The sequence below is a fragment of the Azospirillum sp. Sh1 genome (genome assembly GCF_008365135.1).
GTDB lineage: Bacteria > Pseudomonadota > Alphaproteobacteria > Azospirillales > Azospirillaceae > Azospirillum > Azospirillum oryzae.
This window is the reverse complement of record NZ_VTTK01000001.1, coordinates 539,490-562,792: the sequence shown is the minus strand read 5'-3', so window position 1 is coordinate 562,792 and position 23,303 is coordinate 539,490. Positions and strand designations below refer to the sequence as shown.

29 protein-coding genes are annotated in these 23,303 nt (G+C 67.7%); 20 read left to right on the top strand and 9 right to left on the bottom strand.

The window, feature by feature from the left end; translation table 11 throughout:
• The 3 genes from FZ029_RS02700 to FZ029_RS02690 all read right to left on the bottom strand — a co-directional run.
• Window positions 1-323, bottom strand: a 323-nt coding sequence (locus FZ029_RS02700; RefSeq protein WP_188051802.1) for a DUF4372 domain-containing protein, incomplete at its 3' end; no start/stop codon positions are given.
• A gap of 155 nt (window positions 324-478) precedes the next feature.
• Window positions 479-2,413: a nucleoside-diphosphate sugar epimerase/dehydratase gene (locus FZ029_RS02695; protein ID WP_149267895.1), complete on the bottom strand. Its 1,935-nt coding sequence runs from the start codon at window positions 2,411-2,413 to the stop codon at window positions 479-481.
• A gap of 63 nt (window positions 2,414-2,476) precedes the next feature.
• Window positions 2,477-3,421, bottom strand: a complete 945-nt coding sequence (locus tag FZ029_RS02690) for an SDR family oxidoreductase (RefSeq protein ID WP_149267894.1) — start codon at window positions 3,419-3,421, stop codon at window positions 2,477-2,479.
• Window positions 3,422-3,593: 172 nt separating this feature from the next.
• Here FZ029_RS02690 and FZ029_RS02685 point away from each other — a divergent pair, with 172 nt between their 5' ends.
• Window positions 3,594-4,643: a glycosyltransferase family 2 protein gene (locus FZ029_RS02685; RefSeq protein ID WP_149267893.1), complete on the top strand. Its 1,050-nt coding sequence runs from the start codon at window positions 3,594-3,596 to the stop codon at window positions 4,641-4,643.
• On the opposite strand, the gene FZ029_RS02680 is transcribed toward FZ029_RS02685, so the two are convergent.
• Genes FZ029_RS02680 through FZ029_RS02670 form a run of 3 tightly spaced genes read right to left on the bottom strand, consistent with a single transcriptional unit; the run spans window position 4,605 to window position 7,471 of the window.
• A complete protein-coding gene (locus tag FZ029_RS02680; RefSeq protein ID WP_149267892.1) occupies window positions 4,605-5,444 on the bottom strand; it encodes a glycosyltransferase in 840 nt (279 codons plus the stop codon). The two genes, FZ029_RS02685 and FZ029_RS02680, sit on opposite strands and share 39 nt — an antisense overlap.
• Window positions 5,445-5,449: 5 nt before the next feature.
• On the bottom strand, window positions 5,450-6,454 hold the full coding sequence (locus tag FZ029_RS02675; RefSeq protein ID WP_149267891.1) for a glycosyltransferase family 4 protein: 1,005 nt from the start codon (window positions 6,452-6,454) through the stop codon (window positions 5,450-5,452).
• A gap of 33 nt (window positions 6,455-6,487) precedes the next feature.
• A complete protein-coding gene (locus FZ029_RS02670) occupies window positions 6,488-7,471 on the bottom strand; it encodes an SDR family NAD(P)-dependent oxidoreductase (protein ID WP_149267890.1) in 984 nt (327 codons plus the stop codon).
• 169 nt (window positions 7,472-7,640) lie between these two features.
• On the opposite strand from FZ029_RS02670, the gene FZ029_RS02665 reads away from it, so the two are divergent.
• Both FZ029_RS02665 and FZ029_RS32865 read left to right on the top strand, forming a co-directional pair.
• Complete coding sequence (locus tag FZ029_RS02665; RefSeq protein WP_149198138.1) at window positions 7,641-7,979, top strand: hypothetical protein; 339 nt, start codon at window positions 7,641-7,643, stop codon at window positions 7,977-7,979.
• A gap of 35 nt (window positions 7,980-8,014) precedes the next feature.
• A complete protein-coding gene (locus FZ029_RS32865; protein ID WP_188051801.1) occupies window positions 8,015-8,161 on the top strand; it encodes a hypothetical protein in 147 nt (48 codons plus the stop codon).
• 33 nt (window positions 8,162-8,194) lie between these two features.
• Here the strand turns inward: FZ029_RS32865 and FZ029_RS02660 are convergent, their stop codons facing one another.
• Window positions 8,195-8,626: a GNAT family N-acetyltransferase gene (locus FZ029_RS02660; protein WP_149267889.1), complete on the bottom strand. Its 432-nt coding sequence runs from the start codon at window positions 8,624-8,626 to the stop codon at window positions 8,195-8,197.
• A 163-nt stretch (window positions 8,627-8,789) separates the two neighbouring features.
• Here FZ029_RS02660 and dcd point away from each other — a divergent pair, with 163 nt between their 5' ends.
• From dcd to FZ029_RS02645, 3 genes are all read left to right on the top strand, one after another.
• Window positions 8,790-9,344 (top strand): dCTP deaminase, encoded by a 555-nt coding sequence (gene dcd / locus FZ029_RS02655; RefSeq protein WP_014248468.1) that lies wholly within the window; start codon window positions 8,790-8,792, stop codon window positions 9,342-9,344.
• Between the two features lie 52 nt (window positions 9,345-9,396).
• Window positions 9,397-10,689: a UDP-N-acetylglucosamine 1-carboxyvinyltransferase gene (gene murA / locus FZ029_RS02650; RefSeq protein WP_149198140.1), complete on the top strand. Its 1,293-nt coding sequence runs from the start codon at window positions 9,397-9,399 to the stop codon at window positions 10,687-10,689.
• A 63-nt stretch (window positions 10,690-10,752) separates the two neighbouring features.
• Window positions 10,753-11,223: a DUF2948 family protein gene (locus tag FZ029_RS02645; protein WP_149267888.1), complete on the top strand. Its 471-nt coding sequence runs from the start codon at window positions 10,753-10,755 to the stop codon at window positions 11,221-11,223.
• Between the two features lie 28 nt (window positions 11,224-11,251).
• Here FZ029_RS02645 and FZ029_RS02640 read toward each other — a convergent pair whose 3' ends face one another.
• Window positions 11,252-11,608, bottom strand: a complete 357-nt coding sequence (locus FZ029_RS02640) for a hypothetical protein (protein ID WP_149267887.1) — start codon at window positions 11,606-11,608, stop codon at window positions 11,252-11,254.
• Window positions 11,609-11,740: 132 nt separating this feature from the next.
• Between FZ029_RS02640 and FZ029_RS02635 the strand changes: the two genes are divergently transcribed.
• Window positions 11,741-12,313 (top strand): type 1 glutamine amidotransferase domain-containing protein, encoded by a 573-nt coding sequence (locus FZ029_RS02635; protein ID WP_149267886.1) that lies wholly within the window; start codon window positions 11,741-11,743, stop codon window positions 12,311-12,313.
• Window positions 12,314-12,474: 161 nt separating this feature from the next.
• Here the strand turns inward: FZ029_RS02635 and FZ029_RS02630 are convergent, their stop codons facing one another.
• Window positions 12,475-13,143 carry a response regulator transcription factor gene (locus FZ029_RS02630; RefSeq protein WP_149267885.1) on the bottom strand — a complete coding sequence of 223 codons (669 nt, stop codon included), beginning with the start codon at window positions 13,141-13,143 and terminating at the stop codon, window positions 12,475-12,477.
• 457 nt (window positions 13,144-13,600) lie between these two features.
• Between FZ029_RS02630 and FZ029_RS33280 the strand changes: the two genes are divergently transcribed.
• The 13 genes from FZ029_RS33280 to FZ029_RS02560 all read left to right on the top strand — a co-directional run bounded on the left by FZ029_RS33280 (window position 13,601) and on the right by FZ029_RS02560 (window position 23,003).
• Window positions 13,601-14,254 carry a response regulator transcription factor gene (locus FZ029_RS33280; protein ID WP_246457758.1) on the top strand — a complete coding sequence of 218 codons (654 nt, stop codon included), beginning with the start codon at window positions 13,601-13,603 and terminating at the stop codon, window positions 14,252-14,254.
• Between the two features lie 94 nt (window positions 14,255-14,348).
• The gene (locus FZ029_RS02620; RefSeq protein ID WP_247892116.1) at window positions 14,349-15,227 is read left to right on the top strand and encodes an urease accessory protein UreD; all 879 of its coding nucleotides are present in this window, start codon (window positions 14,349-14,351) and stop codon (window positions 15,225-15,227) included.
• Between the two features lie 93 nt (window positions 15,228-15,320).
• Window positions 15,321-15,512, top strand: a complete 192-nt coding sequence (locus FZ029_RS02615) for a hypothetical protein (protein WP_149267883.1) — start codon at window positions 15,321-15,323, stop codon at window positions 15,510-15,512.
• Entirely contained in the window at window positions 15,509-16,009 is a 501-nt protein-coding gene (locus FZ029_RS02610; protein WP_149267882.1) for a hypothetical protein, read from the top strand. The genes FZ029_RS02615 and FZ029_RS02610 overlap by 4 nt, the downstream gene beginning before the upstream one ends.
• Before the next feature lie 105 nt (window positions 16,010-16,114).
• Window positions 16,115-16,417 (top strand): urease subunit gamma, encoded by a 303-nt coding sequence (locus tag FZ029_RS02605; RefSeq protein ID WP_085089984.1) that lies wholly within the window; start codon window positions 16,115-16,117, stop codon window positions 16,415-16,417.
• A 13-nt stretch (window positions 16,418-16,430) separates the two neighbouring features.
• Window positions 16,431-16,736, top strand: a complete 306-nt coding sequence (locus FZ029_RS02600; protein WP_149267881.1) for an urease subunit beta — start codon at window positions 16,431-16,433, stop codon at window positions 16,734-16,736.
• Window positions 16,737-16,763: 27 nt separating this feature from the next.
• Window positions 16,764-18,473, top strand: a complete 1,710-nt coding sequence (gene ureC, locus FZ029_RS02595) for an urease subunit alpha (RefSeq protein WP_149267880.1) — start codon at window positions 16,764-16,766, stop codon at window positions 18,471-18,473.
• A gap of 158 nt (window positions 18,474-18,631) precedes the next feature.
• On the top strand, window positions 18,632-19,492 hold the full coding sequence (murI, locus tag FZ029_RS02590; protein ID WP_348771124.1) for a glutamate racemase: 861 nt from the start codon (window positions 18,632-18,634) through the stop codon (window positions 19,490-19,492).
• Window positions 19,492-19,974, top strand: coding sequence for an urease accessory protein UreE (locus FZ029_RS02585; RefSeq protein WP_149267878.1), 483 nt, complete (start codon window positions 19,492-19,494; stop codon window positions 19,972-19,974). Before murI ends, FZ029_RS02585 begins: the two co-directional genes overlap by 1 nt.
• A 94-nt stretch (window positions 19,975-20,068) precedes the next feature.
• On the top strand, window positions 20,069-20,848 hold the full coding sequence (locus FZ029_RS02575; protein WP_247892109.1) for an urease accessory UreF family protein: 780 nt from the start codon (window positions 20,069-20,071) through the stop codon (window positions 20,846-20,848).
• On the top strand, window positions 20,845-21,489 hold the full coding sequence (gene ureG, locus FZ029_RS02570) for an urease accessory protein UreG (RefSeq protein ID WP_085089978.1): 645 nt from the start codon (window positions 20,845-20,847) through the stop codon (window positions 21,487-21,489). Before FZ029_RS02575 ends, ureG begins: the two co-directional genes overlap by 4 nt.
• A 98-nt stretch (window positions 21,490-21,587) precedes the next feature.
• Window positions 21,588-22,490: a PRC-barrel domain-containing protein gene (locus FZ029_RS02565; protein WP_247892108.1), complete on the top strand. Its 903-nt coding sequence runs from the start codon at window positions 21,588-21,590 to the stop codon at window positions 22,488-22,490.
• Between the two features lie 60 nt (window positions 22,491-22,550).
• Entirely contained in the window at window positions 22,551-23,003 is a 453-nt protein-coding gene (locus FZ029_RS02560; protein ID WP_149198151.1) for a DUF2892 domain-containing protein, read from the top strand.
• Window positions 23,004-23,303: the final 300 nt, after the last annotated feature.

Here is a 23,303-nt window from a genome sequence, read left to right as displayed (position 1 = left end):
CCCATGACCAGTTCGGCAATCTCGCGGAACACCGCCGCAGGCCGTGCCGCCGAGGCATCGCTGAGCGTGCTCTTGCTCACTGGCCGCAGCCCGGTGTGGTACAGCCCAGCCGGTTGGGCCGCCAAGCCCTCCGCAATCTCGCGAAGGCTCTTCAGCCCGGCAAACTGGGCGAAAAGCATCGCCTTGAGGTGCCGTTGGCACGTCCAGCCCTTGTCACCACTCCCAACACCATGATTGCCCCGGTGCCGCGCGACAATCCCGTTCACACAACGACGGTCCAGAGGTTCCACAAGGCGCAAAAATCCGCTAGCTTGGAACAGCACGGCAGACCTCAAAATCTATGTTTGGCGACTGCGATTTTGGGCCAAAACACTGGCTGTGTCTGCCGTGCAGCTGCAATCCATTCAAAAATCCCGGACAGCAGTGCGCCTTCGCGGGAATGACGGCCGATGGGGGATGACGCGAGTCCTGACTGCCGTCAAGCCTGCGTCGCAGCGGTCGGAAGCACCGCCTCGGCGCGGAAATCGGGCACCACGGTGCCGAGGATCGACAGAACCCGCTCGCCGTCTCCTGCGCGCGCCGCCGCCTCCAACTCACCCACCGCGCGGTTGATCAGGGCATAGTCGATCAGCCGGGGGGAGGCGAGGAAGACGCCGTCGGCCTCGGTGCGGCTCGGCGCCTCCGCCGCGGTCAGGATTTCCTCGAACAGCTTCTCGCCGGGGCGCAGGCCGGTATAGGCGATCTCGATGTCGACGCCCGGCCGATAGCCGGCCAGCCGGATCATCTGGCGGGCGAGGTCGGCGATCTTCACCGGCTCGCCCATGTCCAGAACCAGGATCTTGCCGCGGTCCTCGGTGCGGGTGGCGCCGTGGGCGGAGGCCTGCAGAACCAGCTCCACCGCCTCGCGCACCGTCATGAAATAGCGGCGCATGTCGGGGTGGGTAACGGTCAGCGGACCGCCCTTCGCCAGCTGGCGGGTGAACAGCGGCACGACAGAGCCGGAGGAGCCCAGCACATTGCCGAAGCGCACGGTCATGTAGCGGGTGGCCTGTTCCGTCGCGTCGCGCGGCGGCAGCACGTCCAGCGCCTGGCAATAGGTCTCGGCGAAGCGCTTGGCCGCCCCCATGACGCTGGTCGGACGGATCGCCTTGTCGGTGGAGATCAGCACCATGGCGAGGCAGCCGGCGGCGCGCGCGGCGTCCGCCACGTTGCGGGTGCCGATGACGTTGGTCAGCGCGCCTTCGCACGGGTTGGCCTCCACCAGCGGCACATGCTTCAGCGCCGCGGCGTGGAAGACCAGGGCCGGGTGCTCGTCCTGGAACAGGCGCATGATGCGGTCGCGGTCGCGCACGTCGGCGATCACCGCGCGGGTGTCGAGGCCGGGGAACTTCTCCCGCACTTCCATTTCGATGCTGTAGAGGTTGAACTCCCCGGCATCGAGCAGGATCAGCCGCTCCGGCCCCAGCGTGGCGATCTGGCGGACCAGTTCGCTGCCGATGGTGCCGCCGGCGCCGGTGACGATCACCCGCCGCCCGCCGATCAGCCCAGAGATGGCGCCGCGGTCCAGCACTGCCTGCGGTCGGCCCAGCAAATCCTCCAGCGCGATCGGCCGCACCTCGACGCCCTTGCCTTCGCCGAGCGCCGACTTGAACTCGGTCAGGCTCGGCAGGCGCGACAGGACCAGTCCCAGCGCCTCTGCCCGGTCGAGCAGGCTGCGCAGGGTCGATCCCTTCAACTCGGCATCGCCCTTGGTGACGATCAGCCGCTGCGGCCGCTCTCCCTTGCGGTCCAGCGCCTGGACCACCTGCTCGAGATCGTCCGGGCCGCCCAGGACCGGCACGCCGCGCACGGCATGACCGATGCGCCTGCCCTTGTCGTCCAGGATGCCGACGACGCGATAGGCCGACTGGCCCGGCTGGTCGAGCGAGCGGATGAACAGCTCCGCCGCGTCGCCGACGCCCAGCAACAGGACAGGGATGCGCGGCACGCCTTCCACCGCCTCGGCCCAGCTGAAGCGGCGGTCCTTCATGAAGCGGTAGGCGAAGCGCGGCCCGCCGAGCAGAAGCATCTGCACCAGCCACAGAATCGGCGGCAGGGAGCGCGGCAGCAGCTCCGCGCGCGTCAGCAGGAACATCGCCAGGACGAAGCACAGCACCGCCACCGTGACGGCGCGCACCACCTGCATCAGGTCGGGGATGGAGGCATAGCGCCAGATGCCGCGGTACAGCCCGAACAGCACGAAGACGGCTGCCGAAATACCGACCAACGTCGGCAGCGCGATGACCAGCGCATCGAAATACAAACCGAAGGCGGAGCCGCCCACCCGCAGGTACAGGGCAACGACCAGGGCAACCCCGGTCATCACCAGATCGTGCAGGAAAACCAGGGATGCCCGTGCGGACGGGATACGCATGCCGCTAAACCTTGTTCTTTCGTTCGGCAGCTGGAGCCAGCGATGGCGGATCCAGCCCGGTAATCAGCCGCGGGAAGCTTTGAACCATTCCGCAGTGGCGCGCAACCCGGACGCAAGGTCATGGGGCGGGCGCCAGCCGAGCCTTTTACGGATTGGTCCGTCATCGACCGTCAGCGTGCCGGCCAGCCGGTCGAACACCGCGCGCGTGCCGGTCAGCGCCGCCCCCAGCGCCATCAGGCCGCGCGGCACCGGAACCAGCCGCGCCGGCCGGCCCAGCGCCGCGGCGATGGCGCGCACCAGATCGGCGGTCGAAACCGGCTCCCCGTCCTGAACCAGGAAAGTCCCGCCGGCGGCGTCCGGATGTTCCAGCACCGTCACCACCGCGTCGGCGAGGTTGCCGACATAGATCAGGCTCCGCCGGTTGTGGATGCCGCCGAGCGGCAGCGGCAGGCCGGTCGCCACCAGCTTCACCAGCGCCCGCATGTTGCCGGCGGCGCCGGGTCCGTAGACCAGCGGCGGGCGGATCACCGCCACCTCCATGCCGGTGCGGGCGGAGATTTCGGCGAGCGCCTGCTCGGCCTCCAGCTTGGAGATGCCGTAGGGGCTGTGCGGGTCGGGCGGCGCCGCGGCGTCCAGCGGGGTGGGGCGGCTTTCGTCCACCATCGCCTTGATGCTGCTGAGGAAGACGAAGCGCTTGACCCCGGCGGCGGCCGCCTGCTCCGCCAGCCTGACGGTGCCGGCGGTGTTGACGCGGCGGAACTCCGCCAGCGGGTCGGCGGCCTTGTCGCGCATCACATGGACGCGGGCCGCCATGTGGATCACCGCATCGACGCCCTCCAGCGCCGCGGTCCAATCGGTGTCGGGACCGATGTCGCCGACCGCCGCCGGTTCCCACGGCCCTTCCCTGGTGGTGCGCAGGGCGGCGCGCACCCGGTGTCCGCGGGCGGCCAGCAGCGGGACGGTGTGGCGGCCGACGAAGCCGGTGGCGCCGGTCAGGAGAACGCGCATGGGCAGGAATGTCCGTGCTGGTATCGTATCATGGACTGAACCATGCCTTAGTATCCGGTTTGGCCGGGTGACGCCACGGCGCAAAGTCCCAGAACCCTTTTCCAGCTTTCGGTTGGTGGTGGGAATGGCTATAAGCTGAATAGGGACGCGTGAATAAGGACGCTACCAAGACATGTCACACATTGTGGACGGTGCAAATGATCGGCACAGCCGGATCATCATCGTCAGCTTTAACTGCGCCGAGTTCGTCAATCGCGTCATTGGCTGTCTGCTCGACCAGACCGACCCTGCCTTCGAGGTGGTGATCGTCGACAATGCGTCGAAGGACGTCGACGGGATCGCCTTGCCCGCCGATCCGCGGTTCCGCATGGTCCGGCTGGACAGCAATGTCGGTTTCGCCAAGGCCAACAACATCGGCGCCGCCGGTGCCACCGTCCCCTGGATCGTCACGCTGAACCCCGACGCCTTCCCGCGCCGCGACTGGATGGAGCGGCTGCAGGCCGCCGCCCAGGCGCAGCCCGACGTGGCGATGTTCGGCTCGACCCAGCTGTTCTCGCACGACCCCCGCATGATCGACGGCGAGGGCGACCAGTATTCCATTTTCGGCTTCGCCTGGCGGGTCAATTACCGACGGATGCTGAAGCCGCCCTATTACAGCGGCGAAGTCTTCTCGCCCTGCGCCGCCGCCGCCATGTACCGCCGCGATTATTTCGAGGCGGTCGGTGGTTTCGACGAGGATTTCTTCTGCTATTGCGAGGATGTCGACCTCGGCTTCCGCATCCGTCTCAACGGCGGTCCGGCCGTGCAGGTCGGCGACGCGGTGGTGGAGCATGTCAGCAGCGGCGTGTCCAAGCAGTACGGCACCTTCGCCCAGTATCACGGTGTCCGCAATCTGGTGTGGACGATGGTGAAGAACATGCCGCTGCCGCTGCTGCCGCTGGCCTTCGCCGGCCATGCGCTGCTGGTGGTCTATCTGGTGTTCCGCAGCCTGGGCAGCGACCGCACCGGCGCCATCGGCCGCGGCATCCGCGATGCGCTGTGCGGCCTGCCGCGCATGATGGCCAAGCGCCGCGTCATCCAGCGTGACCGCAAGGCGACGCTGGGGCAGGTCGCCCGCATGATCGCCTGGAACCCGCTGCTGCTGAAGACCCGCGGCCGGCCGGGGCTGCGGAAGTCGCACAGTTCAGACCAGCCGCCATCCGTGGGTATTGAAAAAGCGTAGGGCGGACCGGGCGAACATGCGGATATGCGCGCTGCCCTTGCGCGCCGCCTTGCCGCCGAAATGCACCATGCGCACGTCCGGCACATAGGCGATCTCGCCCAGCGCCATTGCCCGGCGCGACAGGTCGAAATCTTCGAAATACAGGAAGTACCCGTCGTCGAAGCCGCCCAGCCGGGTCAGCGCGTCGCGCCGGAACAGCATGAAGGCGCCGCTGACCTGCTCCAGCCCGGTCACCACGTCGTCGCCGGTGACGTCGCGCATCTCGTAGCGGTTCAGCCGTTTTGCGAACAGCCGCTTGACCGCGGCAGGGGCGAAAGCGCGCAGACCCAAATCCAGCACGGTCGGCCGCCGCTTGCACAGGAACTCCTGTTCCCCCGACGGGCCGAACACCTTGGGCGTCAGCAGCACGGTGCGCGGGTGCGCCTCCATATAGCGCCAGCCGGCCAGCAGCGCGTCCGGTTCCAGCAGGATGTCGTAGTTCAGGATCAGGTGGTATGGCGCGTCGCCCCGGCGGATCGCCAGATTGTGCCCGGAGCCGTAGCCGACATTGCCATGTCCGGCAATCAGCGTCACCGGCGACCGGCCGGCCTCGGCATAGCGGTCCAACAGCAGCCGGAACGGGTTCGACGCAAGATCGCTGCCCTTCGGTGCGCCATTGTCGATGATCCACAGCCGGGTCTGCACGCCGGCTGCTTCCGCCAGCCGGTCGGCGGCGGCGGCGATGGTGTCGAGCGAGCGGGCCAGCAGCTCCGGATCGGGGTGGTAGAGGACGACGGAGAGGTCGAGGAAGGCTGTGGTCATCGGAATCAGGCTTTCGACATGCGCGTCAACGTCGCCAGCAGCAGCGCGACGGTGATGGCACCGGGCAGGAGCGTCCAGGCGCCGAAGCTTCCGGCGGCCAGCGCCGCGACGACGAGGACGAGGCTGTAACCGATGATGGTCAGCACCACGCGGTCGTGCCGGCCCGCACCCTTGGCGGCCTTCTGATAGAAATGCTCGCGGTGGGCCTGCCAGATCTTCTCGCCGCGCAGCAGCCGGCGCAGCAGCGTGATGGTGGCGTCGGTCAGGTAATAGGCGGGCAGGATCAGCGCCGCCACCCAGTCGCCGCGCGCCGCCAGCGAGGCGAGCAGGAAGGCCAGGATATGGCCGAGCGGGATGCTGCCGACATCGCCCATGAACATGCGGGCCGGCCGCCAATTGTGGGTCAGGAACCCCGCCGCCGCCCCGGCCAGCGCCGCCCCGGCGACTCCGGTCAGCCCGAAATCGCCCATCACCAGCGAAACCAGCGCTACGCCGCCGCCGATCAGGATCGTCTCGCTGCCGGCCAGCCCGTCGATCCCGTCCATGAAATTATAGAGGTTGACGAACCACAGCCAAAGGAAGGCGGTCGCCGCCCGGTCCAGGCCCCAGGGCAGCCAGCCCTGCCACACCATCTGGTCGGACGGCAGCGCCAGCAGCCCGAAGGCCACCGCCAGCGCCTGCACCGCCAACCGCAGCAGCGGCGACAGGGTGCGCCGGTCGTCCATCCACGACACCCCCATCAACGCCAGCGTGCCCAGCAGCACCGCCGCCGTCTCCAGCATCCGGTCGAAGGCGATCCCGGCGATGGCGAAGACCGGCACCACCGTCAGCATCACCGCCCAGCCGCCGCCGCGCGGGGTGGGGGCCTGATGGCTCGACCGCTCGTTCGGGATGTCCATGATGCTGCTGGCGAGCAGATAGCGCAGCACCCGCGTCGACAGGTACCAGCCGACGGCCAGACACAGCAGGAAGACGCCGATCAGCGCGGTCGAATAGGCGGTGGAGGTCATGGTGGCTCGGGTGGTGGAGGGGTAGGGGAAGGCTCAGAGCTTGTGATAGCCCTTGTACCATTCCACGAAGCGGGGCAGGCCGATCTCGATCGGGGTCTTCGGTTCGAAGCCCAGCACCTGGCGGCTCAGTTCGATGTCGGCGGCGGTCTCCTGCACATCGCCGGCCTGCATCGGTTCCATCACCTTGACGGCCTCGCGGCCGAAAGCCTGCTCCAGCACGGTGATGAACCGCATCAGTTCCTCGCACCGGTTGTTGCCGAGGTTGAAGACGCGGTGCGGGGCACCGGTCTCCGCATCGACCGGGGCAGGGCGGTCGAGGGCGGCCAGCACGCCGGCGACGATGTCGTCGATATAGGTGAAGTCGCGCTTCATCTTGCCGCCGTTGAAGACGCGGATCGGCCGGCCGGCGGTGATGGCGTCGGCGAACAGCCAGGTCGCCATGTCCGGGCGGCTCCACGGGCCATAGACCGTGAAGAAGCGCAGCCCCGTCATCGGCATCCGGTAGAGATGGCTGTAGGTGAAGGCCAGCATCTCCGCCGCCTTCTTGGTGGCGGCATAGACCGACACCGGGCTGTCCACCCGGTCCTCCACCGAGAACGGCATCTTGCGGTTCGCGCCATAGACCGAGGAGGTCGAGGCATAGACGAAATGCTTCAGACCCGGCATGCGCCGCGCCGCCTCAAGCAGCGTCACCTGACCGGTGACGTTGGCATCGACATAGGCGTAGGGGTTCTCGATGGAGTAGCGAACGCCCGGCTGCGCCGCCAGATGGACCACGCCCGTCACGTCGCCGAATTGCGGCCATAGCCCCTCCACCGTCGCGCGGTCGGAGATGTCGGCCCTGATGAAGCGGAAGCCGGGCCGGCCGGTCAGCCGGGCGAGCCGCGCCTCCTTCAGCGCCACCGCGTAATAGTCGTTCAGGTTGTCGAGGCCGAGCACGCTCTCCCCGCGGTCCAGCAGAGCCGCCGCGACATGCGATCCGATGAAGCCGGCGGCCCCTGTGACGAGGATGGTCATGGTCCGACACCTTGATATGACGATGGTCCGACGGTCTTATGCCCCAGCGGCGACCGGGGCGCCAGCCTGCATCCGCGACCATCCCGTGACCGGTTCGCATGCTTGACAGCCGATCCGCCCTGCCGGTCTACTGCGCAACCGCGACACACCAGGACCGATGAGACCATCGATGCCCCCGAAGAAGAATCCGCTGAACCTGAACCCGCTGCAGCTGCGCACCCTGACCCTTCTGCAGGAGATCGCCCGTCTGGAGAACGCCCCGGCCGAGGATGAGGAGGGGGGCTTCCAGATCACCTCCCTGCCGCATGCCCACGGCAACCACTTCCACCTCGGCCATGCCGTGGTCGCCGCCAAGGACGCCACCGGGCTGCAGAACGACGCCGTCTGGACCATCCTGGAGCGCAAGGGCATCGTGAAGCGCACCCCCGGCGCGGCGATCCTGACCGCCACCGGCGTCGCTTACGAGACCGGCCTGCGCGACCAGATCCTGCATCATTCCGACCACTGACACCCGCCTGTGAGGCTGGTTGCGGAGCCGCGCCGATGGACGACACCGCCGAGACGATGGACACCCCGCCGGCACCGGTGAAGCCGAAGCCGGCGGCAAAAGACCGTGATGAGCGCCTTGCCGCCCGCCTGCGCGAGAACCTGCGCAAGCGCAAGGAACAGGCGCGGCAGCGGGGGGAATAGCCCCTCTCCCGACCTGGGAGAGGGCACTCTCGTTCAGGCCAAATCCTTCCTGAACCAGATCTGCTTGTGCCCAGGCGGATAGCCCTCCATTTCCGCCCACACCTCGTAGCCCTGCTTCGGGTAGAAGCCCGGCGCCTGGAAGTCGTAGGTGTAGAGCCGCGACCAGCGGCAGCCGCGGGTCTTGGCCTCTGCCTCCGCCGCGGCCAGCAGTCGGCCGCCGAGACCGCTGCCGCGGGTGGAATCGTCCACCCACAGCAGGTCGACATACAGCCAGTCCCAGTTGGTGTAGCCGACCAGCCCGCCCTTCAGCGTGCCGTCCGCGTCGCGGGCGACCGCCACAAGGTCGCGGCGGTCGTAGGGGCGGCCGAGCGACGCCTCGTTGTAGGCGCGCAGGCCTTCGAAGACTCCGGCCAAGTCGGCCGGGGCGGGGGTGTCCGTCACGGACAGGATGAAGTTCTGTGTCATGCGGCGAAGCTTAGCCGCGACCGCGCGGAAGACCAGCGCCGTGATAAAGAACCGTCCATGCGCCACAAGCGGCCCGGCTTTTCTTGAGCCTCGCCGCGCGCTCGGCTACAAACCAGCCTCAACCTCCCTCCACCCAATCGATACGCCAAGGAGTACCCCCGCGATGGGCATCATGCCGGACAGCTGGATCCGCGAGATGGCCGAGACCAAGGGCATGATCGAGCCCTTCGTCGAGACCCAGAAGCGCGAAGGCGTGATTTCCTACGGCGTGTCGTCCTACGGCTACGACGCCCGGGTCGCCGACGAGTTCAAGATCTTCACCAACGTCGACAACGCCATCGTCGACCCGAAGCGTTTCGACGATTCGAGCTTCGTCGATCGCAAGACCGACGTCTGCATCATCCCGCCGAACAGCTTCGCGCTGGCCCGCACGGTGGAATATTTCCGCATCCCGCGCGACGTTCTGGTCATCTGCCTGGGCAAGAGCACCTATGCCCGCTGCGGCCTGATCGTGAACGTCACCCCGCTGGAGCCGGAGTGGGAAGGCCACGTCACGCTGGAGATCTCCAACACCACCCCGCTGCCCGCCAAGGTCTATGCGAACGAGGGGCTGTGCCAGTTCCTGTTCCTGAAGGGCGACAGCGTGTGCGAGGTGTCCTACGCCGACAAGTCCGGCAAATACATGGGGCAGAAGGGCGTCACGCTGCCCCGGCTCTGAGCACTCCTATCCTGAACGCCCCCAGGGGCGTATCCGCGAAAGAAACAGGTCCATGGACAAGATCCGCATCCGCGGCGGCCGCCCGCTGAACGGCTCCATCACCGTTGGTGGCGCCAAGAACGCCGCCCTGCCGCTGATGACGGCGTCGCTGCTCACCGACGAGACGCTGACGCTGACCAACCTGCCGATCCTGGCCGACATCAACACGCTGTGCAATCTGCTGTTGCAACATGGCGTGGCGATCCACATGGCCGGGGCGGGTGGTGATTGCGCCGGGCGCGCCGTGGACTTCACCGCGCGCGACGTCACCAACACCACCGCCCCCTACGATCTGGTCCGCAAGATGCGCGCCAGCGTGCTGGTGCTGGGGCCGCTGCTGGCCCGCTGCGGCGAGGCCAAGGTGTCGCTGCCCGGCGGCTGCGCCATCGGCGCGCGTCCGGTGGACCTGCACATCAAGGGCCTGGAGGCGATGGGCGCCGACATCCGGATCGATGCCGGCTATATCGTCGCCAAGGCCCCGGCCGGCGGTCTGCGCGGTGCGGAATATGTCTTCCCCAAGGTGTCGGTCGGTGCGACCGAGAACCTGCTGATGGCCGCCACGCTGGCCAAGGGCACCACCATCCTCGTGAATGCCGCGCGTGAGCCGGAGGTGACCGACCTCGCCGAATGCCTGGTCAAGATGGGGGCGAAGATCACCGGCATCGGCAGCGACCGGCTGGTGATCGAGGGTGTCGACCGCCTGCACGGCGCCCGCCACATGGTGGTGGCCGACCGCATCGAGACCGGCACCTACGCGATGGCCGCCGCCATCACCGGTGGCCGTCTTGACATCATGAACACCCGTCTCGATTTGATCAAAGCGGCGGTCAAGGCGCTGGCTCCGGCCGGCGTCGCCTTCGAGGAGATCGAGAACGGGATCCGCGTGTCGCGCGCGAATGGCGAACTGCACGGCGTCGATGTGATGACCGAGCCGTTCCCGGGCTTCCCCACCGACCTTCAGGCCCAGATGATGGCCCTGATGTGCACGGCGAAGGGCGCGGCGATGATCACGGAAACGATCTTCGAGAACCGCTTCATGCACGCGCCGGAGCTGACGCGCATGGGCGCGCGGATCACGGTCCACGGCTCGTCGGCCCTGGTGCGCGGTGTGGAGCGGCTGACCGGTGCGCCCGTGATGGCGACGGACCTGCGCGCTTCGGTGTCGCTGGTGCTCGCCGGGCTGGCGGCGGAGGGGGAGACGATGGTCAACCGCGTCTACCACCTCGACCGCGGCTATGAGCGGGTGGAGGAGAAGCTGGCCGCCTGCGGTGCGGAGATCGAACGCATCCACGGCGGCGACGAGTAAGCGGCGGGGGCACCCCTCCGCCATCCCCATAAGGTTGGCCATTCCCGAGAGGTGCCCACGACCATGACGGCCTCAGCCATGACCCCGATCCGCCTGCGTGCCGAAGACGAGGAGGACCTGAAGGTCGTCTCCGCCTGCCTGCAGGACGCCATCCTTCCGGTCGGCGACATGTGCTTCCAGCCCGACGACAAGCGGTTCGTCATGGTCGTCAACCGCTTCCGCTGGGAGGCCGCCGACCGCCCGCGCCCCGGCCCCGCCGCCGACGACGACGATCTGGCTCCCTACGAGCGGGTCCATTGCGGCGTGCGGGTGGATGGGGTGACCGGCGCCAAGCTGCGCGGCTTCGATCTGAAGGACCGCGGCCGGATCCTGGAATTGCTGTCGATGGAGACGATGAAGGGCGGGATCGCCCTGCATTTCGCCGGCGGCGGCTGCATCCGCCTGGACGGGGAGTCCTGGCGGATGGTGGTGGAGGATCTGGGCGAGCCCTGGCCCACCGGCTGCAAACCCTGCCACCCCGACGAGCCGGCCTGATCAGTCGTATGGCGCGCGGGGCGCCGGTTCAGCGCTCCGCGACCTGGGTGTCGTTGTGAATGCGGCGGATCACGTCCTCCGCGGTCTTCTTATAGGTGACGGTGTCCACGTCCTCGCCCGGCGACAGTTGCGAGCGGCGGACGGTGAAGAAGCGGTGACCGACATCCAGCATGCCGCTGGCCTCGACCAGGATGCTGGTGTCCTTGCCGTCGGCGCTGGGCGAAACGGAAACGATCTGGCCCAGTTCCTCGCCGAGCAGACCGGTCACTTCGATCCCGACAAGATCGTCGCCGGCGCGCGGATCGGCGGCCTGTACCGACTCGATGTGGGCGAATGGCAGGGTCGTCGCCAGCGCAAGGCCGGCCAACAGGGTCTGGAACCTCATGATTCGGGCTCCCTTCGCTGATGTGTGTCTCGTATGTCACAATCAACATGGGAATTGCGGGACAGTTCCCAGGGAACCATGCAGGGGTAATCCGGTTGCTGCGGCATGACCAACAGCGAAGGAGATCCGTCCATGGCCCGCAACCTCAATGGAAAGACCGTGGCTGTTCTCGCCACCGACGGCTACGAACAGGTGGAACTGACCGAGCCGGTGAAGGCCCTGCGCGATGCCGGTGCCACCGTGCATGTGGTCTCGCCGAAAAGCGGGCAGATCCAGGGCTGGAATCACCATGACCGCGGCGACAAGGTCGATGTCGACGTGACGCTCGACCAGGCCGATGCCGGCCGGTACGACGCGCTGATGCTGCCGGGTGGCGTGATGAATCCGGACAGCCTGCGGCTGGAGCCGAAGGCGATCGAGTTCGTGAAGAGCTTCGTGAATTCGGATCGTCCCATTGCCGCCATTTGTCACGGCCCCTGGACGCTGATCGACGCCGGCGGCGTGCGCGGCAAGCGCATGACCTCCTGGCCGTCGCTGCAGACCGACCTGCGCAACGCGGGCGCGACCTGGGTCGACGAGCAGGTGGTGACCGACCATGGTCTGGTCACCTCGCGCAAGCCCGACGACATACCGGCCTTCTGCCGCAAGATGATCGAGGAATTCTGCGAAGGCCGCCACGCCGGCCATCGCCACGCGGCGGAGTAGGGGGCACTTTTGCCCCCTCCCTAACCCTCCCCCGCTTTGCGGGAGAGGGGACTGCCGCTGCTTCGCAAATCACTCCCTCTCCCGCCAAAGGCGGGGGAGGGAAGGGGCCCATGCGAAAGCATGGGAAGGGAGGGGGCAACCCTGCCGTGACTTGGAGCCCCCTACGCCGACACCAGCGGCGAAAGCCCGTTCTGGATCGCCCACACCGCCGCCTGCGTGCGGTTCTGCGCGTTGATCTTCCGCATCACGTTCTTGAAGTGCATCTTCACGGTCGATTCCGTGATGTGCAGGTTGCGCGCGATGGCCTTGTTCGATTGGCCGGCCAGCAGGCAGCGCAGGATCTGAACCTCGCGCTTCGACAGGTCGCCGCTGGGCGGCATGGCGATCGGCGTCGGGCTGTGCTGCGGGCGCTCGTTGGCGGCGGCCATCAGCAGGCCGGCGACATGGGTCGGATAGACCACCTCGCCCAGCATCACCAGACGCAGCGAGCGCAGCAGGCTCTCGCTCGACATGCTCTTGTTCAGATAGGCGTCGGCGCCGGCCTTCAGCGACTGGGACAGGCTGCGGTCGGCGATGGTGTCGGCCAGCACCGCGATCCGGGCCGATGTGCCGTCGCGCAGGCGCCGGATGCCGGCGATTTCCTCCGGCATGCCGTCCTGGAGCGCCAGCACGATCAGGTCGGGCTCCTCGCCTTCGGCAATGAGGTCGAGCGCGTCGTCGGCGCTGGCCGCGTGGGCGCTGACCCGGAAGGGGCCGCCGCCGATCAACGTTGCCAAAGCCGCCGAAAACAGCCGGTCATGGTCGACCAGCATCACATTCCATGTCGTCATCGATCATCCTCCGCTGGGCCACCCATATCACCGGGCGGCGGCGATCCCCCCTTTTTGTCCGCGCCTGAAGGATCAGGCCAAGGACCGGACCGCTCGATCCGGCCCACGCAGACTCCGAACATAGAAAATTAGAACAATATTGTTCGGAACAGCGGGCTTTACGCTTCATGCCGGGATGATTTATACGGTTCATTAACCAACGGCGCAAGGTGAGAACAGGAAAGTCACAGGCAATAGATCAGATTTGGCAGGAAATTGAACGCAGAGCCGTTCATTCGATATTTAGGGGTAGCTGCGCCAAAGAGCGGCGCGAATGAACCGCTTTTCCGTTGGGGCTTTTTGGTGTTCTTGGCCCTACTGAGAAGCGGTCCGCTGAGAATAAGGGGACACGATGGAGTTCGAGCTTCAAGCGCGCGATGGTTCGCGTAGCGCGGGCAATCCCACGCGGATTTTTCTGGTGGTCGACGAGCAGCCGATGGTGCGCCATGGCTTCGCTCTGTCCATCGGCGAAATCTGCCCTGGGACGCGCGTGCTGGAGGCCGGGTCGTTGGATGAAGCGCTGAACATCGGCCGCCAGACCCCCGAGTTGGCCCTGGTTCTGTACGACCCCGGTCCGCAGCGCGCGGACGACGAGGACGCCGGCGGCGGCGCCATCGCCGGGCTGCGCCGGCTGAAGGAGACGCTGGGCGAGGTGCCGGTCCTGATCCTCACCAACTCCGACGAGGTTGCCGACATCGTCGACAGCGTCCGCATGGGAGCCCGCGGCTATGTGCTGAAGACCAGCCCGCCGGAGGTGCTGGAGCATGCCATCTCGCTGGCGCTCAGCGGCGACATCTTCCTGCCGCTGCCGCGGGCGGTGCTGAACGGCGCGTTGGCCGAGGGGCCGCGTGGCAACGACGACATCCTCGACCGCCTGACCGACCGCCAGCGCGACGTCTTCGAACTTCTGCTGGCCGGCCATTCCAACAAGGAGATCGCCCGCGGCCTGGGCGTGCTGGAAGGCACGGTGAAGGTGCATGTGCGCGCCATCATGCAGAAGCTGGGCGTGCGCAACCGCACCCAGGTCGCGGTGGTCGCCGCTCGCAACGGCTGTTTCAACGGCGAGGGCTGAGCGGGGCGGGGTGTTTGTCCGCATTGCCTGAACGGCCCCGCTTCCGGCAGACTGGCGCCCCTGTGATCCAGTGAGGAGCGGGCGCTTGGTTCAGGTGGCGGTGGCCGACAGGCCGGAAAATTCGGCGCGCGATTCAGGGTGCGGGGAAAAGAAGGTCGCGGTCCATGGCGCCGCGACCGTCCGGTTCGAACATCGCCACGGCGAGACCCGTCTGGCGACCCTCTACCACCACGACCCGCTGCGGGTGCTGATGCCGACGCCGCGCCGCGATGACCTGCCCATCGCGGTGCTCGCCACCACGTCCGGCGGGATGGTCGGCGGCGACCGCATGGACATCGCGCTGTCGGTCGGGCCGGGCGCCAGGGCGCTGGTCACCACCCAGGCGGCCGAGAAGGTCTATCGCTCCACCGGCGCGGACTGCCGCATCGACACCGCCTTGTCGGTGGAGGACGGCGCATGGCTGGAATGGATGCCGCAGGAGGCGATCGTCTTCGAAGGCTCCCGCCTGCGCCGCCGGACCCGGATCGACCTGTCGGGCGACGCCCGCGTCATCGCCGGCGAAATGCTGGTCTTCGGCCGCGCGGCCTTCGGCGAGACGGTCACCCGCGGCCTGATCCGCGACGCCTGGGAGGTCGCCCGCGACGGCCGGCTGATCTGGGCCGACGCCCTGCATCTGGACGACGACATCGCCGAGGCTCTGGCCCACCCCGCCGGCTTCGGTGGAGCCGCCGCCTGCGCCACCCTGCTGCACGCCGCCCCCGATGCCGCCCGGCATCTCGATGCCATCCGTGCCCTGGCGGAACCTTTGGAGGGCGCCCGCATCGGCGCGACGGCGCTGGATGGGCTGCTGATCGTCCGCATTCTCGGCGGCGACGCCCGCGCGGTGCGCCGCGCCTATGCTGCGCTGTGGTCCGGCTTGCGTGCCGAGGCCGCCGGTCTGCCAACCCGCTTGCCGCGACTGTGGGAGGTTTGACGGCGTTGTGTGTACTCGCATCGCGTTTTTTCGCGAATGTGATACTCTTTTGAGTGTGCGCATGCCGCGTACAGGGCGCTGAGGACATGGGCGATGGACTCCTACCGCAAGAACTACGAACCGCTGCCGGACGTCGACGGGCTGGACGGTGTTCGCATGGACAACGGCAGTGAGGTGCTCGATTACGATGCTGCGGTTCGGCATCTGGCGGCATCCAGCGCATTTCTGGCCGAACGGTCGAAGCGGATGGCTGCGCGCATTGCGCAAGGTTCCGCTAAGGAATGAGTGACCGATTATCGACACTGTTTCTCAAGCGGCGGCAATTTCTTGTTGAATGCGGTCGCGCCGCCGTCACGGCCTTGCCAGACGGTCTCCGTCCCGTTTTCCTGACTGAAAGCCTGCACCTCAATCAACTGGTTGAAGATTACGGTGCCTTGCGCGATCAGTTCGTGACCCGTCATGGCATGGGCGAGAACCTGTTGGCCAACCACAAGGTTGCAGCCCTTTATATCTGGCTGCTGTCCAAGGTGCCGGCGAAGTCACTGTTCCGCTTTCCAGAAGATGCACCTCTCGAGTCCCGCCGGCTTGTCATGGCAACCATGATGAATGCCGTGATCGTGGGCCTCCTCGGCATAGATCCGTCGCGTGTGGACGGACTGCTGCAGGACGACATTGAATACTGCCTGCTGAAGGAAGCGCCGACAAACCTTGAGTGGTTGTGCTGCACGCTCCATGCCCATTGCCTGCTGAACGGCGCACGGACGAACATCCCCCGTTATTGACGTCCAGCACTTTCAACCCTCTACGTCATACGACGCACTTGGCGCGCCGCGTCGGCGTGGCATAATCGCCGGCAACGAACAGGGCGGCGAAAGGGCATTCCCCCGATGAACCTGACAGGGCGCGAGAAGGACAAGCTGCTCGTCGCGATGGCGGCGATGGTGGCGCGGCGGCGGCTGGAACGCGGGGTCAAGCTGAACCATCCGGAGGCGGTCGCCCTCATCACCGACTATGTGGTGGAAGGCGCGCGCGACGGCCGCACGGTGGCCGAGCTGATGCGCGACGGCGCCACCGTGCTGACCCGCGATCAGGTGATGGACGGCGTGGCCGACATGATCCACGACATCCAGGTCGAGGCGACCTTCCCCGACGGCACCAAGCTCGTCACCGTCCACCAGCCGATCCGTTGAGGGGGACTGCCCGATGAAACCCGGTGAAATCTTCCCGGCGGCCGGCGAGATCGTGCTGAACGATGGCCGCGCCACCGTCGAACTGGACGTCGCCAATGCCGGCGACCGGCCGATCCAGGTCGGCTCGCACTTCCATTTCTACGAGACCAACAGCGCGCTGACCTTCGACCGCGAGAAGGCGCGCGGCTTCCGGCTCGACATTCCGGCCGGGACGGCGGTGCGTTTCGAGCCCGGCCAGACCCGGCGCGTGACGCTGGTCGCCTATGGCGGCGACCGGGTGGTGATCGGCTTCAACCGCATGGTCAACGGCGCCCTCTGACGGGCCGACAGGGAAGGGCGAACGACAATGGCGCACCGCATCGACCGGGCCGAGTACGCGGCCCTCTACGGCCCGACCACCGGCGACCGCATCCGGCTGGCCGACACCGACCTGATCGTGGAGGTCGAACGCGACCACACCGTCTATGGCGAGGAGGTGAAGTTCGGCGGCGGCAAGGTGATCCGCGACGGCATGGGGCAGTCCCAGCGCTCGCGTCACCAGGGGGCGGTCGATACCGTCATCACCAATGCGCTGATCATCGACCATTGGGGCATCGTCAAGGCCGACATCGGCATGACCGGCGGGCGGATCGCCGCCATCGGCAAGGCCGGCAACCCCGACATCCAGCCCGGCGTCGACATCATCATCGGTCCGGGCACCGAGGTGATCGCCGGCGAGGGCAAGATCGTCACCGCCGGCGGCATCGACGCCCACATCCACTTCATTTGCCCGCAGCAGGTGGACGAGGCGCTGAACAGCGGCGTCACCACCATGCTGGGCGGCGGCACCGGGCCGGCCGCCGGCACGTCCGCCACCACCTGCACGCCCGGTCCCTGGCATATGGAGCGGATGCTCCAGGCCGCCGAAGGTCTGCCGATCAATCTGGGCTTCTTCGGCAAGGGCAACACCAGCCGCCCCGACGCGCTGCTGGAGCAGATCGCCGCCGGCGCCTGCGGCCTGAAGCTGCACGAGGATTGGGGCACCACGCCGGACGCCATCGACACCTGCCTGACGGTCGCCGACCAACTGGACGTCCAGGTGGCGATCCACACCGACACGCTGAACGAATCGGGCTTCGTCGAGGACACCATCGCGGCGTTCAAGGGCCGCACCATCCACACCTTCCACACCGAAGGGGCGGGCGGCGGCCATGCGCCGGACATCATCCGGGTGGCCAGCCTCGCCAACGTGCTGCCCAGCTCGACCAACCCGACGCGGCCCTTCACCATCAACACGGTGGACGAGCATCTCGACATGCTGATGGTGTGCCACCACCTCAGCCCGCGTATCCCGGAAGACGTCGCCTTCGCCGAAAGCCGCATCCGGCGCGAGACCATCGCGGCGGAAGACATCCTGCACGACCTGGGCGTCTTCTCCATGATCTCGTCGGACAGCCAGGCGATGGGCCGGCTGGGCGAGGTGGTGATCCGCACCTGGCAGACCGCCCACAAGATGAAGCTGCAACGCGGCCGGCTGCCGCAGGAGACCGGCGACAACGACAATTTCCGGGTCAAGCGCTACATCGCCAAATACACCATCAACCCGGCGCTGTCGCACGGCATCGGCCATGTCGTCGGCTCGGTCGAGGTCGGCAAGCTGGCCGATCTGGTGGTGTGGTCGCCGGCCTTCTTCGGGGTGAAGCCGGACATGGTTATCAAGTGCGGCACCATCGCCGCCGCGCTGATGGGCGATCCCAACGCCTCCATCCCGACGCCGCAGCCGGTGCATTACCGTCCGATGTTCGGCGCCTTCGGCCGGGCGATGCAGGCCAGCAGCGTGACCTTCGTCAGCGCCAAGGCGCTGGAACTGGAGGTCGGCCGCCAGCTTGGCCTGCACCGCGAGCTGATCGCCGTCCAGGGCACCCGCACCGTCGGCAAGAAGGACATGATCCACAACGACGCCACCCCGCATATCGAGGTGGACCCGGAAACCTACGAGGTGCGGGCGGATGGGCAGCTGCTGACCTGCGAACCGGCGGCCGTCCTGCCGATGGCGCAGCGGTATTTCCTGTTCTGATGGTACGCTCCCTCTCCCGTCCCGGGAGAGGGAAGGGACCCAAGCGAAGCTTGGGAAGGGTGAGGGGTTGGACAAGGATCAAGTCCATGTCCGGATCACCCCTCACCCTCCCGCCTTCGGCGGGTCCCTTCCTCTCCCGGGGCGGGAGAGGGTAATGGTTGCGAAGGCTCAAACAGTTGATCGGTGTATTCGATTCAGGACATGGCGGATTGACGGTGTTGCGCGCCCTGGTGGACGCGGCACCCGACCGGCCGTTCGTCTATCTCGGCGACCATGCCGCCGCTCCCTACGGTCCGCGCAGCGAGGACGACATCTACCGGCTGACCATCGCCGGGATGGATCGGCTGTTCGCCCAGGGTTGCCGGCTGATCGTCATCGCCTGCAACACCGCCGCCGCGGTGGCGCTGCGCCGTCTGCAGCAGGAATGGCTGCCGTCGGCCCATCCCGGCCGCAACGTGCTGGGGGTGCTGGTGCCGATGGTGGAGGCGATCACCCGCGTTCCGTGGATGATCGACACCGTTCCGCCCGACCATCTGGCCGAGCCACGCAGCGTCGGCATCTTCGCCACCGCGGCGACGGTCAATTCCGGCTCCTTCCCGCGGGAGATCGGCAAGCGCGCGCCGTCGGTCCGCGTCGTCCAGCAGGCCTGTCCCGACCTCGTGCCGCTGATCGAGCGCGGTGCGTCGGATGCCGAGATCGAACCGGCGGTCGCCGGCTATGTCCGCGTTCTGCTCGACAAGATGGGCAGCCAGCCGCTGGACACGGTGGTGCTGGGCTGCACCCATTATCCGCTGGTCCGTCACCTGTTCGCCCGCGCGCTGCCGCAAGGGGTGGAGGTGCTGTGCCAGCCGACGCTGACCGCCCGCTCGCTGGAGCAGTATCTCGACCGCCACCCCGAATACCGGCCGGATCCCGCCGAACGGGGCCTGCGCTTCTTCACCACCGGGGACGCGGCGCTGGTCAGCGAACTGGCCGGCCGCTTCTTCGGCCACCCGACCCCCTTCGAACGGCTTCGCTGATGACCGATCCCACCCGCCGCGCCACCCGGGTCCATGCCCGCGGCCACTGGTCCGCCGAGCAGGCGGCCGGCACCGTGACGCTCGCCTTCGACGACCGGTTCCGCCGCCGGATGGCGATGACCGACGATGCCGGCGGCGCCTTCCTGCTCGACCTGCCGCGGGCGGTGGCGTTGGACGACGGCGACGGGCTGGAGTTGATCGACGGCAGTTTCCTGCGCGTGGTCGCCGCGCCTGAGGAACTGATGGAGGTCCGGGTGCCCGGACCGGTGGAGGCCTTCGCGCGGGTCGCCTGGCATCTCGGCAACCGTCACCTGCCGGTGCAGATCGTTGGCGACACCATCCGCCTGCGCCGCGACCATGTGATCGAGGACATGCTGCGCGGGCTGGGGGCCGAGGTGCGCGACGTGACCGCGCCCTTCATGCCGGAAGGCGGCGCCTATGGCGGGCATTCGCATGGCGGCGGGCATGGGCATTCGCACTGATAAGCCCCCTCTCCCCCCTGCTCACGCGCAAACTTCGTTTGCGCTGACGCGGCAGGCGGACCTTTGGTCCGCCGAAAGCGGGGAGAAGGTTGGGATGAGGGGGTTCGGCGCAGCCGAAGAGATCCTCGAAGTGCATCCCCCTCACCCTAACCCTCTCCCCGGGGGGGAGAGGGGACAGGATAGCGTCTCCACCCACGCCCTGACGCGCCTGCTGGCGTGGCTGTCGCCCAGCTTTCCGGTCGGCGGCTTCTCCTACAGCCATGGGATCGAGGCGGCGGTGGAGCAGGGGCTGGTGCGGGACCGGGCGACGATGATCGTCTGGCTCGACGGCATCCTGCGCCATGGCGCCGGGCGGACCGACGGCATGCTGTTCGCCGCGGCCCATCGCGCGGTGCGGGCGGGTGACGAGGCCGGCTTCTCCTGGGCGGTGGAACGGGCCGACATCCTGCGCGCCTCCGCCGAAACCGCGCTCGAATCGCGGGCGCAGGGGCAGGCCTTCCTGCTGGCGATCCGCGCCGCATGGCCGCTCGACGAGTTGCCGCGCTGGGATGCGGTGATCGCATCCACCGGCCGGCCGGTCGCCTACGCGGTTGCGGTGGCGCTGGTGTCGGCGTTGATCGGCGTGGCGGAGGGGCCGGCGCTGACCGCCTATCTGCACGCCTTCGCCGCCAATCTGGTATCTGCCGGCGTCCGGCTGGTGCCGCTGGGCCAGACCGACGGCCAACGGGCGCTGGCGGCGCTCGACCCCATCACCCACAGCGCGGCGGAGGCGGCGCTGGCCGCCCCGTTGGACGATCTCGGCGGCCGGGCGATGGCCGTCGATTGGACCTCGATGATCCACGAAACCCAATATACGAGGCTGTTCCGCTCATGAGCGCTCTCCCCGCTATCGAAAAGAGCCACGCCGGTCCGCTTCGCGTCGGCATCGGCGGCCCCGTCGGCTCCGGCAAGACCGCGCTGACCGACGCGCTGTGCAAGCGCATGCGCGACGACTGGGAGGTTGCGGCGATCACCAACGACATCTACACCAAGGAGGACGCGGAATTCCTCACCCGCTCCGGCGCGCTGAAGCCGGAACGGATCATGGGGGTGGAGACCGGGGGCTGCCCGCACACCGCGATCCGCGAGGATGCCTCGATCAACCTCGCCGCCGTCGACCAGATGAACGCCAAGTTCCCCGATCTCGACCTGATCTTCATCGAATCGGGTGGCGACAACCTCGCGGCGACCTTTTCGCCGGAACTGGCCGACATCACCATCTACGTCATCGACGTGTCGGCCGGCGACAAGATCCCGCGCAAGGGCGGGCCGGGCATCACCCGCTCGGACCTGCTGGTCATCAACAAGACCGATCTCGCCCCGATGGTCGGCGCCAGCCTGGAGGTGATGGACCGCGACGCCCGCAAGATGCGCGGCGACCGCCCCTTCGTCTTCACCAACGTCAAGGCGGGCGAGGGGCTGGACGCCATCCAGTCCTTCATCGTCCAGCGCGGCGGCCTGCCGCTGCCGGGCTGATCCCCCTCCACAACTGGAAGAAGATTCGCGTTCGGGAACCTCCGGCTTGACCATGCTGTTCATATGGCATGAGACGATTCAAGCCGGAGGATGCCCCGATGATGCGCCCGACCCCCAGTAGGACCTTGGGCACGGCCCTGCTGCTGGCCGCACTGGGACCCTTGACCATCGCCGCGCCCGCGCTGGCGGCCGACGATTGCGCGGCGGGGCTCGACCGGCTGGGACAGCAGGCGGCGGCACTCGAAGCCGCCGCACCCGGCAACCCCGCTCCGGTGACCCAGCAGGAAACCGCACAGCTCCGCGCCCTGCAGCAGGCGGCGCAGGCCGCCGCGCAGAAGGGCAACGCGCCCGCCTGTCAGGCCATCCTGGGTGAGGCGGCGGCCCTGCAGGACTCCATCGCCCATCCGCGCGCGATCGCCGCCGACGAGCTTGAGGACGCCAAGCTGCGCAGCCCGGACGGCAAGGATCTCGGCAGCGTGTCCGAACTGATCATCGATCCCGCCAGCGGCCGGGTCGCCTATGCGGTGGTCGAGCTGGGCGGCTTCCTCGGCATCGGCGACAGCCATTTCCCGGTGCCGTGGGCGCTGTTCTCCCCATCGGGCAATGGTTATGTCCTGAACGTACCGAAGGACAAGCTGACCAACGCCCCCCGCTTCGACGAGAAGAACCGTCCGAACATGAACGACCGCCAATGGGCGATGGCGGTGCACACCTACTACGGCGTGGCGCCCTACTGGATGCGCGATTCGGCGACGCTGGCCGCCATCGCCGGCTCGGCGGGCGGCGGCGACGCCTCGGCCGGCCCGTTGCGCCAGGAGGTGCAGCGCCTGTCGCAGGAGGTGGCACGTCTGAACCGTGAACTGCAGCAGGCCCGCGGTGCCGCCGGTTCCAGCGGCCAGGAGGGAAGCAGCCAGGGCGGTGCGTCCCAATCGGCGCCGGGGTCCTCTTCCGGGACGCCGTCCGGGAACGGCACCCCCCAGCCGCCGGTTTCCCAACAGTGACGCGATAACGATCCGATGGCGGACGATCCCCGACCGGGACCCGCATTCAGGAGGACCGACATGGAACTCTCTTCCATCACCGAAACGGCCCAGCGCAACCTGCGCGGCCTCAACGACCGCATCCAGGGGTCCAATTGGGCGCCCGGCGGCGGCTACAGCATCAATGTCGGGCATACCGAGCGGCTGGCGTCGCTGGCCGGCGGCGTGCTGTTGGCGGCCCTGGGTCTGCGCCGCCCCAACTGGACCGGGGCCGCCATGGCGCTTGCCGGCGGCGCGCTGGTGGCGCGCGGTCTGACCGGCTATTGCCCCGGCAAGGCGATGCTGTCCGACTGGACGCACAACGACCGGGCGGCCATTCCGTCGCAGGACGTGAACGAGGGCGTCAATCCCTACTCCCGCCATCCCGGCGACATCTATGGGGAGGCGTGCGATGAAGAGATCGTCGACGAGGCCTCGCAGGAATCCTTCCCGGCCAGCGATCCACCATCCTTCTCGCCGGGTGTTGCGCGGTAAGGAGGCGGATCGCACAAGCGGTGTGACGCCATAACAGAAATGTCATCAAGAAACGGCCTGCCGGTCCTGTGCCGGCAGGCCATTTTGATATGGATCAATGAAAGACTGAAACAGCAGTAATTCAGTTTTTACTGAACGCTCCACGAACAATGCTGCGCAATGATTGAAGCGCATGTGCGGAACGCGCCCATTGCACGTTGCGGACCCCCGGCGATTGGGTTATGGTGCACTGCACAAGGAACGCCGCGTGATCTCACCCGGCGAAAGGCGGCCGGGGTTTTGCGGCCGCTCCCTCCCGTC

Excerpts from the sequence above, each read along its gene's own strand:
- FZ029_RS02695 (WP_149267895.1), bottom strand. The coding sequence starts at position 2,413 with ATGCGTATCCCGTCCGCACGGGCATCCCTGGTTTTCCTGCACGATCTG.
- FZ029_RS02690 (WP_149267894.1), bottom strand. The coding sequence starts at position 3,421 with ATGCGCGTTCTCCTGACCGGCGCCACCGGCTTCGTCGGCCGCCACACC.
- FZ029_RS02685 (WP_149267893.1), top strand. The coding sequence starts at position 3,594 with ATGTCACACATTGTGGACGGTGCAAATGATCGGCACAGCCGGATCATC.
- FZ029_RS02680 (WP_149267892.1), bottom strand. The coding sequence starts at position 5,444 with ATGACCACAGCCTTCCTCGACCTCTCCGTCGTCCTCTACCACCCCGAT.
- FZ029_RS02675 (WP_149267891.1), bottom strand. The coding sequence starts at position 6,454 with ATGACCTCCACCGCCTATTCGACCGCGCTGATCGGCGTCTTCCTGCTG.
- FZ029_RS02670 (WP_149267890.1), bottom strand. The coding sequence starts at position 7,471 with ATGACCATCCTCGTCACAGGGGCCGCCGGCTTCATCGGATCGCATGTC.
- FZ029_RS02665 (WP_149198138.1), top strand. The coding sequence starts at position 7,641 with ATGCCCCCGAAGAAGAATCCGCTGAACCTGAACCCGCTGCAGCTGCGC.
- FZ029_RS32865 (WP_188051801.1), top strand. The coding sequence starts at position 8,015 with ATGGACGACACCGCCGAGACGATGGACACCCCGCCGGCACCGGTGAAG.
- FZ029_RS02660 (WP_149267889.1), bottom strand. The coding sequence starts at position 8,626 with ATGACACAGAACTTCATCCTGTCCGTGACGGACACCCCCGCCCCGGCC.
- dcd (WP_014248468.1), top strand. The coding sequence starts at position 8,790 with ATGGGCATCATGCCGGACAGCTGGATCCGCGAGATGGCCGAGACCAAG.
- murA (WP_149198140.1), top strand. The coding sequence starts at position 9,397 with ATGGACAAGATCCGCATCCGCGGCGGCCGCCCGCTGAACGGCTCCATC.
- FZ029_RS02645 (WP_149267888.1), top strand. The coding sequence starts at position 10,753 with ATGACGGCCTCAGCCATGACCCCGATCCGCCTGCGTGCCGAAGACGAG.
- FZ029_RS02640 (WP_149267887.1), bottom strand. The coding sequence starts at position 11,608 with ATGAGGTTCCAGACCCTGTTGGCCGGCCTTGCGCTGGCGACGACCCTG.
- FZ029_RS02635 (WP_149267886.1), top strand. The coding sequence starts at position 11,741 with ATGGCCCGCAACCTCAATGGAAAGACCGTGGCTGTTCTCGCCACCGAC.
- FZ029_RS02630 (WP_149267885.1), bottom strand. The coding sequence starts at position 13,143 with ATGACGACATGGAATGTGATGCTGGTCGACCATGACCGGCTGTTTTCG.
- FZ029_RS02615 (WP_149267883.1), top strand. The coding sequence starts at position 15,321 with ATGGACTCCTACCGCAAGAACTACGAACCGCTGCCGGACGTCGACGGG.
- FZ029_RS02610 (WP_149267882.1), top strand. The coding sequence starts at position 15,509 with ATGAGTGACCGATTATCGACACTGTTTCTCAAGCGGCGGCAATTTCTT.
- FZ029_RS02605 (WP_085089984.1), top strand. The coding sequence starts at position 16,115 with ATGAACCTGACAGGGCGCGAGAAGGACAAGCTGCTCGTCGCGATGGCG.
- FZ029_RS02600 (WP_149267881.1), top strand. The coding sequence starts at position 16,431 with ATGAAACCCGGTGAAATCTTCCCGGCGGCCGGCGAGATCGTGCTGAAC.
- ureC (WP_149267880.1), top strand. The coding sequence starts at position 16,764 with ATGGCGCACCGCATCGACCGGGCCGAGTACGCGGCCCTCTACGGCCCG.
- FZ029_RS02585 (WP_149267878.1), top strand. The coding sequence starts at position 19,492 with ATGACCGATCCCACCCGCCGCGCCACCCGGGTCCATGCCCGCGGCCAC.
- FZ029_RS02575 (WP_247892109.1), top strand. The coding sequence starts at position 20,069 with ATGAGGGGGTTCGGCGCAGCCGAAGAGATCCTCGAAGTGCATCCCCCT.
- ureG (WP_085089978.1), top strand. The coding sequence starts at position 20,845 with ATGAGCGCTCTCCCCGCTATCGAAAAGAGCCACGCCGGTCCGCTTCGC.
- FZ029_RS02565 (WP_247892108.1), top strand. The coding sequence starts at position 21,588 with ATGATGCGCCCGACCCCCAGTAGGACCTTGGGCACGGCCCTGCTGCTG.
- FZ029_RS02560 (WP_149198151.1), top strand. The coding sequence starts at position 22,551 with ATGGAACTCTCTTCCATCACCGAAACGGCCCAGCGCAACCTGCGCGGC.